The sequence below is a fragment of the Thioclava sp. F36-6 genome, from assembly GCF_002020305.1.
GTDB lineage: Bacteria > Pseudomonadota > Alphaproteobacteria > Rhodobacterales > Rhodobacteraceae > Thioclava > Thioclava sediminum.
This window is the reverse complement of sequence record NZ_MPZX01000003.1, coordinates 134,875-149,751: the sequence shown is the minus strand read 5'-3', so window position 1 is coordinate 149,751 and position 14,877 is coordinate 134,875. Positions and strand designations below refer to the sequence as shown.

At 64.9% G+C, this 14,877-nt stretch carries 13 protein-coding genes; 5 read left to right on the top strand and 8 right to left on the bottom strand.

Annotation, left to right across the window (positions count from 1 at the left end; all coding sequences use genetic code 11):
- The first annotated feature begins 153 nt into the window (after nt 1-153).
- Nucleotides 154-1,107 carry a hypothetical protein gene (locus BMI88_RS14950; RefSeq protein ID WP_146673598.1) on the top strand — a complete coding sequence of 318 codons (954 nt, stop codon included), beginning with the start codon at nt 154-156 and terminating at the stop codon, nt 1,105-1,107.
- On the opposite strand, the gene BMI88_RS14945 is transcribed toward BMI88_RS14950, so the two are convergent.
- Nucleotides 1,069-2,013 carry a glycosyltransferase family 92 protein gene (locus BMI88_RS14945; RefSeq protein ID WP_168174000.1) on the bottom strand — a complete coding sequence of 315 codons (945 nt, stop codon included), beginning with the start codon at nt 2,011-2,013 and terminating at the stop codon, nt 1,069-1,071. The genes BMI88_RS14950 and BMI88_RS14945 overlap by 39 nt on opposite strands.
- A 266-nt stretch (nt 2,014-2,279) precedes the next feature.
- On the opposite strand from BMI88_RS14945, the gene BMI88_RS14940 reads away from it, so the two are divergent.
- The 4 genes from BMI88_RS14940 (at nt 2,280) to BMI88_RS14925 (ending at nt 6,558) form a co-directional block, all read left to right on the top strand.
- The gene (locus BMI88_RS14940) at nt 2,280-2,576 is read left to right on the top strand and encodes a septum formation initiator family protein (RefSeq protein ID WP_152844401.1); all 297 of its coding nucleotides are present in this window, start codon (nt 2,280-2,282) and stop codon (nt 2,574-2,576) included.
- A 182-nt stretch (nt 2,577-2,758) separates the two neighbouring features.
- Nucleotides 2,759-3,784, top strand: coding sequence for a pyruvate dehydrogenase (acetyl-transferring) E1 component subunit alpha (gene pdhA / locus BMI88_RS14935; RefSeq protein ID WP_078520888.1), 1,026 nt, complete (start codon nt 2,759-2,761; stop codon nt 3,782-3,784).
- A 14-nt stretch (nt 3,785-3,798) separates the two neighbouring features.
- Nucleotides 3,799-5,187 (top strand): pyruvate dehydrogenase complex E1 component subunit beta, encoded by a 1,389-nt coding sequence (locus tag BMI88_RS14930; RefSeq protein ID WP_078550044.1) that lies wholly within the window; start codon nt 3,799-3,801, stop codon nt 5,185-5,187.
- Nucleotides 5,188-5,199: 12 nt separating this feature from the next.
- Nucleotides 5,200-6,558: a pyruvate dehydrogenase complex dihydrolipoamide acetyltransferase gene (locus BMI88_RS14925; protein WP_078550042.1), complete on the top strand. Its 1,359-nt coding sequence runs from the start codon at nt 5,200-5,202 to the stop codon at nt 6,556-6,558.
- Nucleotides 6,559-6,752: 194 nt separating this feature from the next.
- Here BMI88_RS14925 and cysE read toward each other — a convergent pair whose 3' ends face one another.
- From cysE to BMI88_RS14890, 7 genes are all read right to left on the bottom strand, one after another.
- Nucleotides 6,753-7,559: a serine O-acetyltransferase gene (gene cysE / locus BMI88_RS14920; RefSeq protein WP_078550039.1), complete on the bottom strand. Its 807-nt coding sequence runs from the start codon at nt 7,557-7,559 to the stop codon at nt 6,753-6,755.
- 29 nt (nt 7,560-7,588) lie between these two features.
- The gene (locus tag BMI88_RS14915) at nt 7,589-7,933 is read right to left on the bottom strand and encodes a hypothetical protein (RefSeq protein WP_078550036.1); all 345 of its coding nucleotides are present in this window, start codon (nt 7,931-7,933) and stop codon (nt 7,589-7,591) included.
- A gap of 1 nt (nt 7,934) precedes the next feature.
- Nucleotides 7,935-10,400, bottom strand: a complete 2,466-nt coding sequence (locus BMI88_RS14910; protein ID WP_078550034.1) for a glycoside hydrolase TIM-barrel-like domain-containing protein — start codon at nt 10,398-10,400, stop codon at nt 7,935-7,937.
- The gene (locus tag BMI88_RS14905; protein ID WP_246831897.1) at nt 10,330-10,746 is read right to left on the bottom strand and encodes a hypothetical protein; all 417 of its coding nucleotides are present in this window, start codon (nt 10,744-10,746) and stop codon (nt 10,330-10,332) included. Before BMI88_RS14905 ends, BMI88_RS14910 begins: the two co-directional genes overlap by 71 nt.
- Nucleotides 10,747-10,852: 106 nt before the next feature.
- Nucleotides 10,853-12,019, bottom strand: a complete 1,167-nt coding sequence (mltG, locus tag BMI88_RS14900; protein ID WP_078550032.1) for an endolytic transglycosylase MltG — start codon at nt 12,017-12,019, stop codon at nt 10,853-10,855.
- Nucleotides 12,019-13,281 carry a beta-ketoacyl-ACP synthase II gene (gene fabF / locus BMI88_RS14895; protein WP_078550030.1) on the bottom strand — a complete coding sequence of 421 codons (1,263 nt, stop codon included), beginning with the start codon at nt 13,279-13,281 and terminating at the stop codon, nt 12,019-12,021. Before fabF ends, mltG begins: the two co-directional genes overlap by 1 nt.
- A 122-nt stretch (nt 13,282-13,403) precedes the next feature.
- On the bottom strand, nt 13,404-14,813 hold the full coding sequence (locus BMI88_RS14890; protein WP_078550028.1) for a GGDEF domain-containing protein: 1,410 nt from the start codon (nt 14,811-14,813) through the stop codon (nt 13,404-13,406).
- Nucleotides 14,814-14,877: the final 64 nt, after the last annotated feature.

Below are 14,877 nucleotides of genomic sequence, written 5' to 3'. Positions count from 1 at the left end.
CCCCACTCCCTGCGGGTGTTCCCCCGGGATATTTGAACCAAGCCGAAGCGGGGCGTCGGGAGGCGGCCCGCTTTTTGCATCGCACGCGACCTTGCGGCGTCGCGCCGGGACACGCTAAAGCTGAACATCCCAGACAGGAAAGGTGCAGGCTCCGTGCAACGACATGTCGTTCTGTTTCGTCGCATGGCGCGGCCGCTCGCGCAGCGTGGCTCGGCCTATATGCGGGCCGAGCAGCTGGTCGAGTTGCTGAGACCCCATCTCGATCCGGGGATCACTCTGTCTGTACGTCCGTTCCATGCGCTCGTGATGCCGCCGATTGCGATGCGCGCCGTGGCGCGCAGCATTCCGCGCGGCTCGCTGTGTATCTTCGTGAAATCGGCCGCGAAACACCTGACGCGCGCACATCTGGCCCCGCTGCGCAAACGCGGGATCACCGTCGCGCAGGATGTGGTCGACATGAAGCTGCGCCATGTGCGGCCCGAATTGTTCGACCTGCTGATTGCGGCCTCGCTGCGCGGCCAACGGGCGCTGCGCGACCTTTGCGCGGACAAGGGACTGTCCTGCCCGGTCGAGCTGCTGCATCACCATTTCGACCCACGCCTGCAAGCGCTGACGCTGCCCGAGCGACCCGGTTTCTCCTGCGGCTATATCGGGCGACCGGACAATGCGATGATCCCCGAGGCGATCCGCGCCAAGGTTGAGACGGTCGATATCTCGGTGGTCGAGGATTTTGAACGCGCCCTGCCCCGGATCGGGAGATTCGCGCTGCATTACGGTGTGCGCCCCGAGAGCCAGACCGCGCATGGCGTCAATCGCGGCTACAAACCGTTTACGAAGGGCTTCACCGCCGCGGCCTGCAACGCGAATATCCTCGTCAATCGCGATGTCGATGATGCGGTGGAGATGCTCGGTGCGGATTATCCGTTTCTGACCGACCCGACCCCCGAGAGCATCACCGAGACATTCCGGCTGGCACAGGACAGCTATGGCGGGCCGCTCTGGCGTGACGCGCTGGACCGGATGGAGGCGATGCGCGCGACGGTCGAACCGGCCGCCCTCGCGCGGCAGTTAACCGAAATTATTACCCGCGCCGCCCCGCTGGGCTGAGAGCGCGTCAAAATACGCCACCGCCTTGCGATCCTCGACCGGCGCGCGTTCGATCTCGGCCACTTTTTCCAGCACGCGTTTGCGATACCCTTCGGCGCCGCCGAAATTGATCGGGCCGCGGGAGAGTTTGGTCTCCAGCTCGGCTTTCGACAGCAGATAGTAGTGGTTCAGCTGCAGCGGGCTCGAGGTGAAGAACGCCGCCTGCTTGCGCGCGCGGTTTGACACCACCTGCCCCGCCGTGTTGGCGGTGCGGTCGCCCATATCCACGGTCTCGAAACTATGCACGCCCACCGCCGAGACGCGAGACGGATCCACGATGCATTTGAAGCGCAGCAGATCGCTGTCGCGGGCGTAGGGAACCGGCGCGCGGTCGGTGAAGGCGCGCGTCACCCAGCCGTCGGGGCGCGTCTCGTGGCCCGCATGGCCGAACATGTGCCAGGGCAGCGAGATGTTGGAGTGATCGCCATGCTGCGTGATCGCTTCCATCAGGTTCAGTCCGGGATCGGGGACGAGGAATTCGTCGATATCGATGAAGGCCATGCGCTCGAAATCGGCGCCGAAGGTGGTGACCGCATGGGCATATGCCCCGACCTGCTGCGAGATGCGGCGGTGCGTCGCCGGATCGTAGCCCGCCATACGCCAGGGGGTCACGGTGACGGACGTCGCGAAGGGCGACGCGGCGATCTTGGCCAGCGTGTCGTCAGTGCATCCATTGTCATAGAGAAAGACGTGGCGCGCCCCGGCCGCCGTATGAAATTCCAGCCATTCGAGGATGTAGTCGCCCACGTTCTTCACGATGGCGACGAGGGCCAGCCCCTCGCGCCCTTCGGCTGCGGGCGGCGCGGTGATCCCGAAGAGCCGCATCTTCTTCGACCCGATCGCCTTGATGAACCCGGAGATACTCACAAACACACCTTTCCTACTTCGAAACCTGCCTAGCCAGATGCGCGCGCCGGGGCAAGTCCGCGCGCATGCGGGCGACCGAATGCGAGAAGGACCGCACGATGCACAACCCGGTGCGCAACGGCATACGAAATCTTTGCAGAATTGATCATCCGGGGGATTCCAATGACGAATCACATGTGACATGATTCGAGACACAGGGCCCGTCAGAGGCCGTGGCGCGGGTCTGGGGGACAGGCATGCGACCAGCGAAGAAGCGAGGCAGTACAATGGTGATGAGACGCCCCACGATCGGGCCTCTGATTTTCGTGACCGTGGCGGTGGTGCTGGGCGCCTATTTCGCCTTTGCCGCCGTGCAGGGGCGTTACGGCATTCTCAGCCGCGTGCAGATCGAAGCGGAGATCGACGCCAAGCGCGCCGAGCGCGATGCGCTGCGCGCCAAGGTCGACCGGATGGCCAACCTGACCCATCGCCTCTCCGACGATTACCTCGATCTGGACCTCCTCGACAGCCGGGCGCGCGAAGTGCTGGGCGCGATGCGCTCGGACGAGATCGTGATCCGCTGAGAGGCTTACAGGCCTGCCCATTTTCGCGGCACAAACATCGCTCGAAAACCGCCTCACCGGCCCTAGTTGAAACGTGAGCGCCATTCCTGCCCTGCGATACCGCAGGGTCATTGCCTTCGGCCCGGCATTGCTGTAAGGAATGGTTTAACGCTAAACTATTCCGGCCAAGGGAGGTCTGACCAATGGCAGCACGGAAAGGCTCGGCGAGCGGCGCCAAAGCGGGCGCGAATGTCTCGGCCGAGGAACTCAAGCAATATTACCATGACATGCTGCTGATCCGGCGCTTCGAAGAGAAGGCGGGTCAGCTTTACGGCATGGGTCTGATCGGCGGCTTCTGCCACCTTTATATCGGGCAGGAAGCGGTGGTCGTGGGCCTCGAGGCTGCGGCGAAGGAAGGCGACAAGCGCGTCACCTCCTATCGCGATCACGGGCACATGCTCGCCTGCGGGATGGACCCGAAAGGCGTGATGGCCGAGCTCACGGGCCGCGATGGCGGTTACTCGAAGGGTAAGGGCGGCTCGATGCACATGTTCTCGAAAGAGAAGCATTTCTACGGCGGCCACGGCATCGTCGCGGCGCAGGTGCCGATCGGCGCGGGCCTCGCCTTCGCGGATAAATACAAGGGCAACGACAACGTCACCTTCACCTATTTCGGCGACGGCGCGGCGAACCAGGGTCAGGTCGCAGAGACCTACAACATGGCGCAGCTCTGGGACCTTCCGGTCGTCTTCGTGATCGAGAACAACCAATATGCGATGGGCACCAGCGTGAAGCGCGCGACCAAGTCGCCCGACTTCTACGAGCGCGGCATCGCCTATGGCATCGCGGGCGAAGAAGTCGACGGGATGGACGTGCTGGCGGTGAAACAGGCCGGCGAGAAGGCCGTCGCGCACTGCCGCTCGGGCAAGGGCCCCTACATCCTCGAGATCAAGACCTATCGCTATCGCGGCCACTCGATGTCGGACCCGGCGAAATACCGGACCCGCGAAGAGGTGCAGAAGATGCGCGAAGAGCGCGACGCGATCGAGCATATCCGCCAGCTTCTGCTGACCGGCAAGCACGCGACCGAGGACGAGCTCAAGCAGGTCGACAAGGATATCAAGGCGATCGTCAACGGCGCCGCCGATTTCGCCAAGGAGAGCCCCGAGCCCTCCGCGGATGAACTTTACACCGACATCTATACCGATGTCGCGCCGCAGAACGCCTGAGGGGGGAAAGACAGATGGCAACCAAGATTCTGATGCCCGCGCTCTCGCCCACGATGGAAGAGGGCACGCTGGCGAAATGGCTCAAAAAAGAGGGCGACGAGATTTCGGCCGGTGACATCATCGCCGAGATCGAGACCGACAAGGCCACGATGGAATTCGAAGCGGTCGACGAAGGCACGCTGGGCAAAATCCTCGTCGCGGAAGGCACTTCCGGCGTGAAGGTCAACGACCCGATCGCGGTGATGCTGGAAGAAGGCGAAGACGCCTCCGCCGCCGAAGAGGCCGAAGCGCCGAGCACCGGTTCCGATGCGGCTGAGAGCGACGAGAGCGACGAACCCGCGAAAGCCCCCGCTCAGGCGAAATCCTCGGACGACGATATGCCCAAGCCCGACACCACGCCGGACTGGCCCGAAGGCACGCCGATGAAGACGCAGACCGTCCGCGAGGCGCTGCGCGATGCGATGGCCGAAGAGATGCGTTCCGACGACAGCGTGTTCGTGATGGGCGAGGAAGTCGCCGAATACCAAGGCGCCTACAAGGTCACGCAAGGGCTGCTCGACGAGTTCGGCGACCGCCGCGTGATCGACACCCCGATCACCGAGCATGGCTTCGCCGGTCTCGGCGTCGGTGCGGCCTTCGGTGGCCTGCGCCCGATCGTCGAATTCATGACCTTCAACTTCGCCATGCAGGCGATGGACCAGATCATCAACTCGGCGGCGAAGACGCTGTACATGTCGGGCGGCCAGATGGGCGCACCGATGGTGTTCCGCGGTCCGAACGGCGCGGCCGCCCGCGTGGCAGCCCAGCACAGCCAGGATTACGGCGCATGGTATGCCAGCGTTCCGGGCCTGAAAGTCGTGCAGCCCTATTCGGCAGCCGATGCGAAAGGTCTGCTGAAATCGGCGATCCGCGATCCGAACCCGGTGATCTTCCTCGAAAATGAGATCCTTTACGGGCGTTCGTTCGAGGTGCCGGATCTGGAGGACTTCACCATCCCCTTCGGCAAGGCGAAAATCTGGCGCGAAGGCGCGGATGTCACCATCGTCAGCTGGGGCATCGGCATGAGCCACGCTCTGGAAGCGGCGGACAAGCTCGAGAAAGAGGGCATCGACGCTGAAGTGATCGACCTGCGCACCCTGCGCCCGGTGGATTACGACACGGTGCTCGCCTCGGTGCGCAAGACCAACCGCTGCGTGACCGTCGAGGAAGGCTTCCCCGTGGCAAGCTTCGGCAACCACCTGTCGGCCGTGATCATGGAGCGCGCCTTCGACTGGCTCGACGCGCCGGTGATCAACTGCACCGGCAAGGACGTGCCCATGCCCTACGCGGCGAACCTCGAGAAAATGGCGCTCGTGACCTCGGACGAGGTCGTCGATGCGGTCAAAAAAGTCACCTACCGGTAAGGGGATAGCGCAATGGCAACCCAGATTTTGATGCCCGCCCTGTCGCCCACGATGGAGGAAGGCACGCTCGCGAAATGGCTCGTGAAAGAGGGGGACGAAGTCTCCTCTGGCGACATCATCGCGGAGATCGAGACCGACAAGGCCACGATGGAATTCGAGGCCGTGGATGAAGGCGTGATCGGCAAGATCCTCGTCTCGGAAGGCACCTCCGGCGTGAAGGTCAACGACCCGATCGCCGTGCTGCTGGAAGAGGGCGAGGATGCCTCCGCCGTGGACGAGGCCGAGAGCCCCGTTCCCGGGGAAGCACAAGCCGAAGCCGCCGAAGATGCGAAAGAGACCAAGGACGCCGACAACGCGCCCGCCGAGAAAAGTGGATCGAAGTCGGCCCCGAGCGCCGCGCCGAAGACCGAAAAAGCGCCCGCCGCGCCGCAGGATGCGGATGGCAAGCGCGTCTTCGCCTCGCCGCTCGCACGCCGCATCGCCGCCGACAAGGGCGTCGATCTGGCCGCGCTCAAAGGCTCGGGCCCGAAAGGTCGTATCGTGAAGGCCGATGTCGAAGCCGCCGAAGGTGGCAAGGCAGCCCCGGCCAAGGCGGACGCTCCGAAAGCGGAGGCTGCGGCCCCTGCCCCGGCAGCGGCATCCGTCTCCTCCTCGACCATCGCGAAGATGTATGAGGGTCGCGAATACGAGGAGATCGAGCTTAACGGGATGCGCAAGACCATCGCCGCGCGTCTCACCGAGGCCAAGCAGACGATCCCGCATTTCTATCTGCGCCGTTCGGTCAAACTCGACGCGCTGATGAAATTCCGCTCGCAGCTCAACAAGCAGCTCGAGGGGCGCGGCGTGAAGCTGTCGGTCAACGACTTCATCATCAAGGCCTGCGCGCTGGCGCTGCAATCGGTGCCGGATGCGAATGCCGTCTGGGCCGGTGACAAGGTGTTCAAGCTGAAGCCCTCGGACGTGGCCGTCGCGGTCGCGATCGAAGGCGGGCTGTTCACCCCGGTGCTGAAGGATGCGGAGATGAAGTCGCTCTCGACGCTGTCCGCGGAGATGAAGGACCTCGCCACCCGTGCGCGCGACCGCAAGCTCGCGCCGCATGAATATCAGGGCGGCAGCTTCGCGATCTCCAATCTCGGCATGTTCGGGATCGAGAATTTCGACGCGGTCATCAACCCACCCCATGGCGCGATCCTCGCTGTCGGCGCGGGCATCAAGCAACCGGTCGTGAATGCCGAAGGCGAGATCGAAGTGGCGACCGTCATGTCGATGACGCTCTCGGTCGATCACCGCGTGATCGACGGCGCGCTCGGCGCGGAGCTGATGAAGGCGATCTGCGAGAACCTCGAGAACCCGATGCTGATGCTGGCCTGATCGGGCCGTACAGTCTGAAACGCAGGAAAGGGGGGCGCTGCCCCCCTTTTCGCGTTCGCGAATTCACCCCCCGGGATATTTCCACCAAGGGGAAGACCCATGCGCGAGGTCATTCGTGCGAACTGGAAACCGACGGCAAAACACAAAAAAAAGCGGGGCCGAAGCCCCGCCTGTCTATTCCATGTGAGACATGCTCACTTGCTGTGCAAAAGCTGATCCATCTCGCGCGCGGGACGGTCGCAGCCCGCCTCGCCCACGATCTTCGCGGGAACCCCGGCGACGGTCTTGCAGCACGGCACGTCTTCCAGCACCACCGAGCCCGCCGCGATCCGGCTGTAATCGCCGACATGGATATTGCCGAGCACTTTCGCACCCGCCCCGATCAGCACGCCATTGCCGATCTTCGGGTGACGCTCTTCGTCTTCCTTGCCGGTCCCGCCAAGCGTCACCGAATGCAGCATCGAGACATTGTCGCCCACGACAGCCGTTTCCCCGATCACGATCGAATGGGCGTGGTCCATCATGATACCGCGCCCGATCCTCGCGCCGGGATGGATGTCCACGCCGAACAGTTCGGAGGTACGCATCTGCACGAAATACGCCATGTCGCGGCGCCCGTTCGTGAACAGCCAGTGCGCGATCCGGTAGCTTTGCAGCGCCTGAAACCCCTTGAAGAACAACAGCGGCTGGATCAGCCGGTGGCAGGCCGGGTCGCGCTCGTGCACGGCCACCAGATCGGCCCGCGCCGCCTGCCCCAAGGCGGGATCGGCAGCGAAAGCTTCCTCGGCGATCTCACGCAGAAGCTGCTCGCTCATCTCGGCCGAGGCCAGTTTCATCGAGAAACGATAGGCCAGCGCCCGTTCGAGCGTCGGATGATGCAAGAGCCCGGCATGAATCAAGGACCCCAGAAGCGGCTCGTCACGCACCGCAGCCCGCGCCTCGTCGCAAATCTGCGTCCAGACCGGATCGACGGTTGCAACCTTGGCCATCTGCTTGTTCATCGGATTACTCCCTCTTCGCGCGCAAGAACTTAACACATAGGCTTTCCGGCGAATAGAGGAAGGGGCGTTTCGTCATTTCGCTTAAGGGGCTGTCGCGTCAAGCGCCACGCGGCCATCCCCGCACAGACATAGCCCAGCGCCTGCAGATAGCGCGGATCGCCCGGCCCCGCCTTCGCCCGAGGCAGGCCCAACGCCATGCTCAGGACCGAGCCGTTCCCCCAGTGCGGATGCGCGCGGCGGAATCGCTTGCAATAGAGGTCCGCCGCGTGAACCCGATCGAGGAGTCGCAGAAGCTGGTCCGGACGCTGCTCATCGGGCCAAAGCATCACCACCCGCGCGAGCGCCATCAGATCGCCGTCCAGCACCGCGCGCATCTCACCCGGTCCAGGTCAGCCGTGCTGGCAACCCCGGCCCGAAGACATCCGATATCTGCGCCACCTCGAAGCTCGGCGCGCCGATCATCCCGTCTTCCTTGCGCTCTGCCGCGCCATAAGTCCAATCCGGTGCGCTTACGACAACCTCGCGCCGGATCGCCTGCCCCTCAAACACCCGCACCCGATAGCGCTCCGACACCTCGCCCAAAGGCACGTCCAGCGCCTCCCAGTCGTCGCCCCCGATCCGCGTCCGCCGCACCCAACTCAGCCGCAGATCCCCGCCCAGCGACTGCGCGCACAAATGACAAGGCGACAAGGGCCGCAGCCCGATGCCCGCAAAGGCTTGAACCGTATGAATATAGGAGGGATCATCATAGCCACGACCGGCAGGCCCCACCCGGTAGTGACGCGCCTGATTTCGCGCCGAGGGCGACACCTCGATCTGGCGCGGCGTCCCGTCGAGCAGCACGACCACCGAGCCTTCCGGCCAAGCATCGGGCATGAGCGCATCGCTCCCCGCCTGCCCGCGCAAGCGCAACGAGACGTCCCAGACGCCCGGCTCGACCGGCTCGGCGGTCCGGAACTGGAACACCTCCCAGCGATCCGACGAGCCATCCCCGATCGCCATCGCGTTGAGCCCCGCCAGCACGCCCTCTTCGCTCGCGCTTTCCAGGGCCCCCGACAACATCTTCACGCGCAAGCTCGGCCCGCGATCCCAGAGCCCGCTCTGCGCACGCGACAAGATCGTTTGGGTCACCCCAATCGCAGCTTGGGTTTCGACCTTGGCATTCAGCGCATAGCCCGCATCCTCCAGCGCCGAATACAGCGCGGCCGCTCCCGGCCAAGGGCTCGACGTGACTGCCAGATGCGGCGCGTAAGCGTCTTCCGCGCCTGTCAACAACGGCAAATCAAGGAATACTGGTGTGACCGGCACAGGCGGCGTGAAGCTCTCGATCCGCGCAACCTCGTCGGTCTCTTCCGAGGCCTCATAGATTCCCGGCTCGACCCGGACCGCCTCCACACGGATCGCCTCCGCACGCTCCATCCGGTCGATCCGGTAGCGCCGCGCGCCCTCCTCGGTCTGCAGCAGCACGACATTCCCCGGCCCTAGCCACCCCATCGACGGCGGAAGCGTGAACTGCGCCGTATCGCGCGCCACCCGCGCCTCCGAGAGCCAGCGGTTCACGACACGCATTCCCTCCGCCCGCGTCAGCGCCAGGGGCGCCTCGCTCGCAGAGGCGGGGCCGTTTTCCTCGTCGGGGAAAATCGCCTCCACGGCGCGGGCCTCGAAGCTACCATCGGCCTCGACATAGGCCAGTCGTACGCGCCCCGCGATCTCCGCCTCCGGCGCACGGCGCGTCTCAAGGCTCTGATCGTCGCCATCCAGCGCCAGCAGCGGAGGCGCCACCTCCGCATCGACCGACGCATCACGCATCCGGAACACCAACTCCCCGTCGCGCTCCACCGCATCGAAACCGTAGATCAGGCTCAGCGACTGCAGCGCACCGCGCGGTGTGATCCCCCCGGGCATCGCATATCCGCGCACCACCCCATGCAACGCGCTCACATCGAACACCTCGACCCCCGCGAGCGCACAAATCTCGCCCACGACATGCGCCAGAGGCTGTGCTGTCGCCCGCCCCGAGATCCAATGCCCCCGCGCGTAGTTCGCCGCGTCGTCCCATACCTCCGGCAGACCGGGAAATTGCGGATAGGGTCGGACATCCCACGCCCAGACATGGGCGCGCGCCATATCCACCATCGTCCCGCCGTAATATTCCGAGAGCGGATTGTTGGCCGCATCCCCCCAATATTCGGTCATCGCCCGCAGATATTGCATCTGGATGTAATCATCGCGCCGCCAATCCGAGTAATGCGGCAGCGCGCTTTCCGAGCTTTTCGGATCGAGGAACTTGTTCGGCTCGTTCGTCCCCTTGTCGATGGCCGCACAACCCATTTCATCGACCCAGGCCGCGTCGAATTGCGGCCCCCGCAGCGCCTCGGGCTCATAGGCCGAGAAGGCCTGCGCGGTCGCCCCGTTCGGCCAGACGAGCCGCCGTCTTCCCGCTTCCCAGTCGGGCCTGCGGTCGGGCGGAGAGCAGGCCAATATCCCGCTCTCCCCCATCACCATCACATCACGCACCTGATCGAAGGTCTCGCCGACCAGCGCCACGCGCCGCGCCTTTCCGGGGTCGAGCGGGCGTGCGCCTTCCACCTGCGCACGCACCCACTCGGCCCCGGCCCGCGTCTTGCCCGCGCCGCGTCCGCCCATGATCACCCAGGACTTCCAATCCCCTTCGGGCGGAAGCTGATGATCCAACGCCCAGAACTCGAAGATCCAGGGCAGCGCGAGCAATGCATTGTCGTCGAGCCCATCCAGAAACGCCTCGACGCTCTCAGGCGTCGCGGAGGCGAGCCAGGCGGCGCCCGATTTCAGCTCTGGCGGCATCGAAGTCGAGCGCGCCATCGCGTCCGGCGGCGACACCTGCCAGCTGTCTGCGGAGTTTCTCGACACGCGATCGTTCCTCCATCACCAAATGAAAAGCGGTGCGGAGGTCCTTGACCGCCTGCACCGCCGCTTTCGCCTCGGATATGTCGCCACGCCGCACCCCCTGCAGCGCCTGCGCCAGCTCCTCGGCCACGTCCCGATAGAGCGCTTCGGTCTGATCCAGAAGATCGACCGGCGCCCCCGCCTCGTTCACTTTGTTGTCTTGCATCACTGACGAACCCACCCGTTCCAAGTTGGTCCGTTCGAGAGACATGAAAAAACGCCGTCGGGTTTCCCCGCGGCGCTTGCCCACTTCTCCTAGCATGCCAAATCTCTACCCGAGAGCGTTCGCAAAGTCAAGCTCTAAATTCTGGGTTGTGCACTCCAGTCAAAAAAGAACCCCGGCGAAAACCGGGGTTCTTTCTGAGTTATCAGTTGCTTGACGCATCTTCCTGACGCTGTTTCTCGATCTCGCGCCACTTCGCCACGTTCTTGTTATGCTCCTCGATCGTGCTCGAGAACGCATGTCCGCCGGAGCCATCGGCCACGAAGAACAGGTAGTCGGTCGAATCGGGATGCAGCGCCGCCTCGATGGCCGCCTTGCCCGGATTCGCGATCGGTCCGGGCGGCAACCCGTCGATGACATAGGTGTTGTAGGGCGTGGCCTTGCGCAGCTCGGACTGGCGCAGACCGCGGCCCAGCACCCCTTTGCCTTCGGTCACGCCGTAGATCACCGTCGGGTCGGTCTGCAACCGCATCCCCTTCTCGAGGCGGTTGATGAAGACGCTCGCGACTTCCGGGCGCTCTTGCGGCACACCGGTTTCCTTCTCGACGATCGACGCCATGGTCAGCGCCTGCTGCGGATCGTCATAGGGCAGCCCCTCTGCGCGTCCGTCCCAAGCGTCGGCGAGGATTTTCGACTGGCGATCTGCCATCAAACCGATCAGCGCCTGCCGGTCGGCCCCGCGCGTCACCTCGTAGCTGTCAGGTGCGAGCGTGCCTTCGCCCGGCACCCCGTCGATCTTGCCGGACAGGAAGCTCGCTTCCTGCAGCCCCTGCACGATCTGCCAGCTGGTCACACCGTCGACCACCGTCACGCGGGTGCGGACATCGGCACGGTCGGCCTTGTCCTCGAACCCTTCGGGCGGCTTCTCGCTCTCGGGATTGTACTCCGCGACCTTCTGGTAATCGCCCGTGGTCGGGTCCAGCTCGCGCAGCAGCACTTCGTTGCCGTTCACCCCGATCCGGAACACCAGTTCCGACCCGCAGGTCGACGGACCACCGGAGGTGATCTGACCGACGATGGACTGCATCGAGGCGTTCGGCTCGATCAGGTAGGAGCCGAATTTCAGCTTGTCGGCCTTTTCCTCGTACTGCGCGCCCGTGCGGAACAGATAGGAGGACGAGATCGCCCCCTTGTCTTTCAGAGTAGACGACACGCCCTGCAGGCTTTCGCCCGGCGCGACGCGCAGGCACATCGCCTCGGCCAGCGGGCCGGGTTCGACATATTGGTTCTTCGCCCAGGCGACCAACCCGCCAAGCGCGACGAGAATGACGATCAGCAGCGTCAGGAAATTCGAGACGATGTTACGCCACATCAGCTATCCACCTTGCCCATCACGAGGCTCGCATTGGTGCCACCGAAGCCGAAGCTGTTGGACAGCGCGACGTCGATCTTGCGCTTGACCGCGGTCTTCGGCGCGAGGTCGATCACGGCCTCTTCCGGCGGATTTTCCAGATTCAGCGTCGGCGGTGCGATCTGGTCGCGGATCGCGAGGATCGAGAAGATCGCCTCCACCGCACCGGCAGCGCCCAGCAGGTGGCCGACCGAGGACTTGGTCGAGCTCATCGTGGCTTTGCTCGCCGCGTCGCCCAGCAGGCGCTGCACCGCGCCCAGTTCGATCACGTCGGCCATGGTCGAAGTGCCATGCGCGTTGATGTAATCCACTTGATCGGGGTTCAGATCGGCCCGCTCCAGCGCGGCTTTCATCGCGCGGAAGCCGCCATCGCCATCCTCGGACGGCGCGGTGATGTGATAGGCGTCGCCCGACAGGCCATAGCCCAGCACCTCGGCATAGATCTTCGCGCCGCGCGCCTTGGCGTGCTCATATTCCTCAAGCACGACGCAGCCCGCGCCCTCGCCCATCACGAACCCGTCGCGATCGGCATCCCACGGACGGCTCGCAGCTTCCGGCTCGTTGCCGCGCTTCGTGGACAGCGCCTTGCAGGCGTTGAAGCCTGCGATGCCAATCTCCGAGATCGGGCTTTCCGCGCCGCCTGCAACCATCACATCGGCATCGCCGAGCATGATCAGACGCGCCGCATCGCCAATGGCATGCGCGCCGGTCGAACAGGCGGTGACGACCGCATGGTTCGGCCCCTTGAAGCCGAAGCGGATCGAGACCTGCCCCGAGACGAGGTTGATCAGCGCGCCCGGAATGAAGAACGGGCTGACGCGGCGCACGCCCTTTTCCTTGATCAGAACGGCCGTATCCGCGATCGAGCTGAGGCCGCCGATCCCCGAGCCGATCATCACGCCGGTGCGCAGACGGCTTTCCTCGTCCTGCGGCTCCCAGCCGGAATCCTTCACCGCCTGCGTCGCCGCCGTCATCCCGTAGAGGATGAAATCGTCGACCTTGCGCTGCTCTTTCGGCTCCATCCAGTCATCGGCATTGAACGTGCCGTCGGACCCGTCACCCAGCGGAATCTCGCAGGCGTATTTCGTGGTCACATTGGACGCATCGAAGCGCGAGATCGTCCCCGCCCCCGATTGTCCCGCGATAAGCCGCGACCAGGTCTCCTCGACGCCGCAAGCCAGCGGCGTGACCATTCCCAGACCCGTGACTACTACCCGACGCATGCCCGACCTCTTTCTCAGCCAAATATCTTGGCAGACCTGATACACGGGGGCGCGCAAAGGCGCAATCATAACCCATTGCGACAAGCGGGTTGTCGTTCAGGACAGAACTGCGCGCGAGGGCGCTAGCGCATCGGCGCGCGAACCGGTTCAGGCTGCCGGGCCGGACGCTTCGGCGCAGCCAGCGGCGCCCGCCCGGTGGTCAGGGGTGGCAACGCCTGCGCGGTACAGCGCATCTGAGCGGTGGGCGGCGCCAGCAACACCCGGTCGCGCCCGCCATTCTTCGCCGCGTAGAGCGCCCCGTCGGCGCGCGCATAGAGGCTCCGCAGCTCCTCGCCGCGCTCCCATTCGGCCACCCCGATCGAGACAGTGACCTGCAGCGCCGCGCCGTACTGATCCTCGAAACGCAGCCCCGCCACACAGGCGCGCAGCCGCTCCGCCACTTCGAGCGCCTCGACCAGCCCTGCCCCCGGCAGGATCACCGCGAATTCCTCGCCGCCGACCCGCGCCATCGTATCCTCCAGCCGCAGCTGCGCCCGCATCGCCCGCGCCGTGCGGCGCAGAACGCGATCGCCCAGAGAATGCCCGCCCAGATCGTTGATCTGCTTGAAATGGTCGAGGTCGATCATCAGCGCCGTGAAAGGCACCTGCTCGCGCATCCCCTGCGTGAAATACTGCGCGAAACGCCGCCCGAGCATCTCCCGGTTGAACAGCCCCGTCAGCCCGTCGCGCATCGCCCGGTTCACCAGTTCCCGCTCGGCCTTGCGCCGCGCATGATCCACCCGCTCCAGCGATACTGCCATCAGGATGATCAGCCCGATATTCACCCCCACGATGGTCGCGACCAGCAACAGCAGCTCCGCGCGCACCTGACTCCCCTGATCGCTGAGCAGGTAGAACGTGCCCAGCAGGAAGGGCGCGACGACCCCCAGAAGCATCTGCGCCCGTGCCTGCCGCCCCGAGGCATGCTCGTTGAGCAGCACCCGCATCACCCCACGATCGCTGCGGCAGATGAGCCCCGCATAGGCGAGACACATGATCGCCAGCGCCGCCCCGATCGACACGCCCTCCGCCAGCCGACTGGTCGCGATACTGTGCGACAGCAGGTACATCAAAGCCCCGCCGAACACCGTCAGATAGGCAATCGTTCCAAACAGATAAGCGCCCGCCTCCAGCGCGAAGAACCCCGCCGCGGTGATCGCCAAGAGCGCGGCCGCGCCTTCCCCGATCGCCCCCGCTCCGCTCAGGTCATAGACCTCCGCAACGTTCGAGAACAGGCACAGCAACAGCGTTCCCGCCGCCAGCCCGCGCGCCACATTCGGTGCCTCGCGCCGGAACGCGATCGCCCCCGCCATCGCCAGAATGGCCAGCGCCGTCCACGCGCCCATCGCGTTCCACGACGTGATCGCGCGAACGACCATATCCTCGCCCGACAGCGCGGTGGCTACCTGCGCCAGCAGAGCCAACCCCGCAAGCGCGGCGGCGAAAACCAAAAGAGGACGGATCAGAACCCGAGCCCGGCGAAACACAGACATAACGTGACCTCAACTGCGCGGGCAGAAGGGCATTTTATATAAGCACCCGCGACCTCTCCAAGGG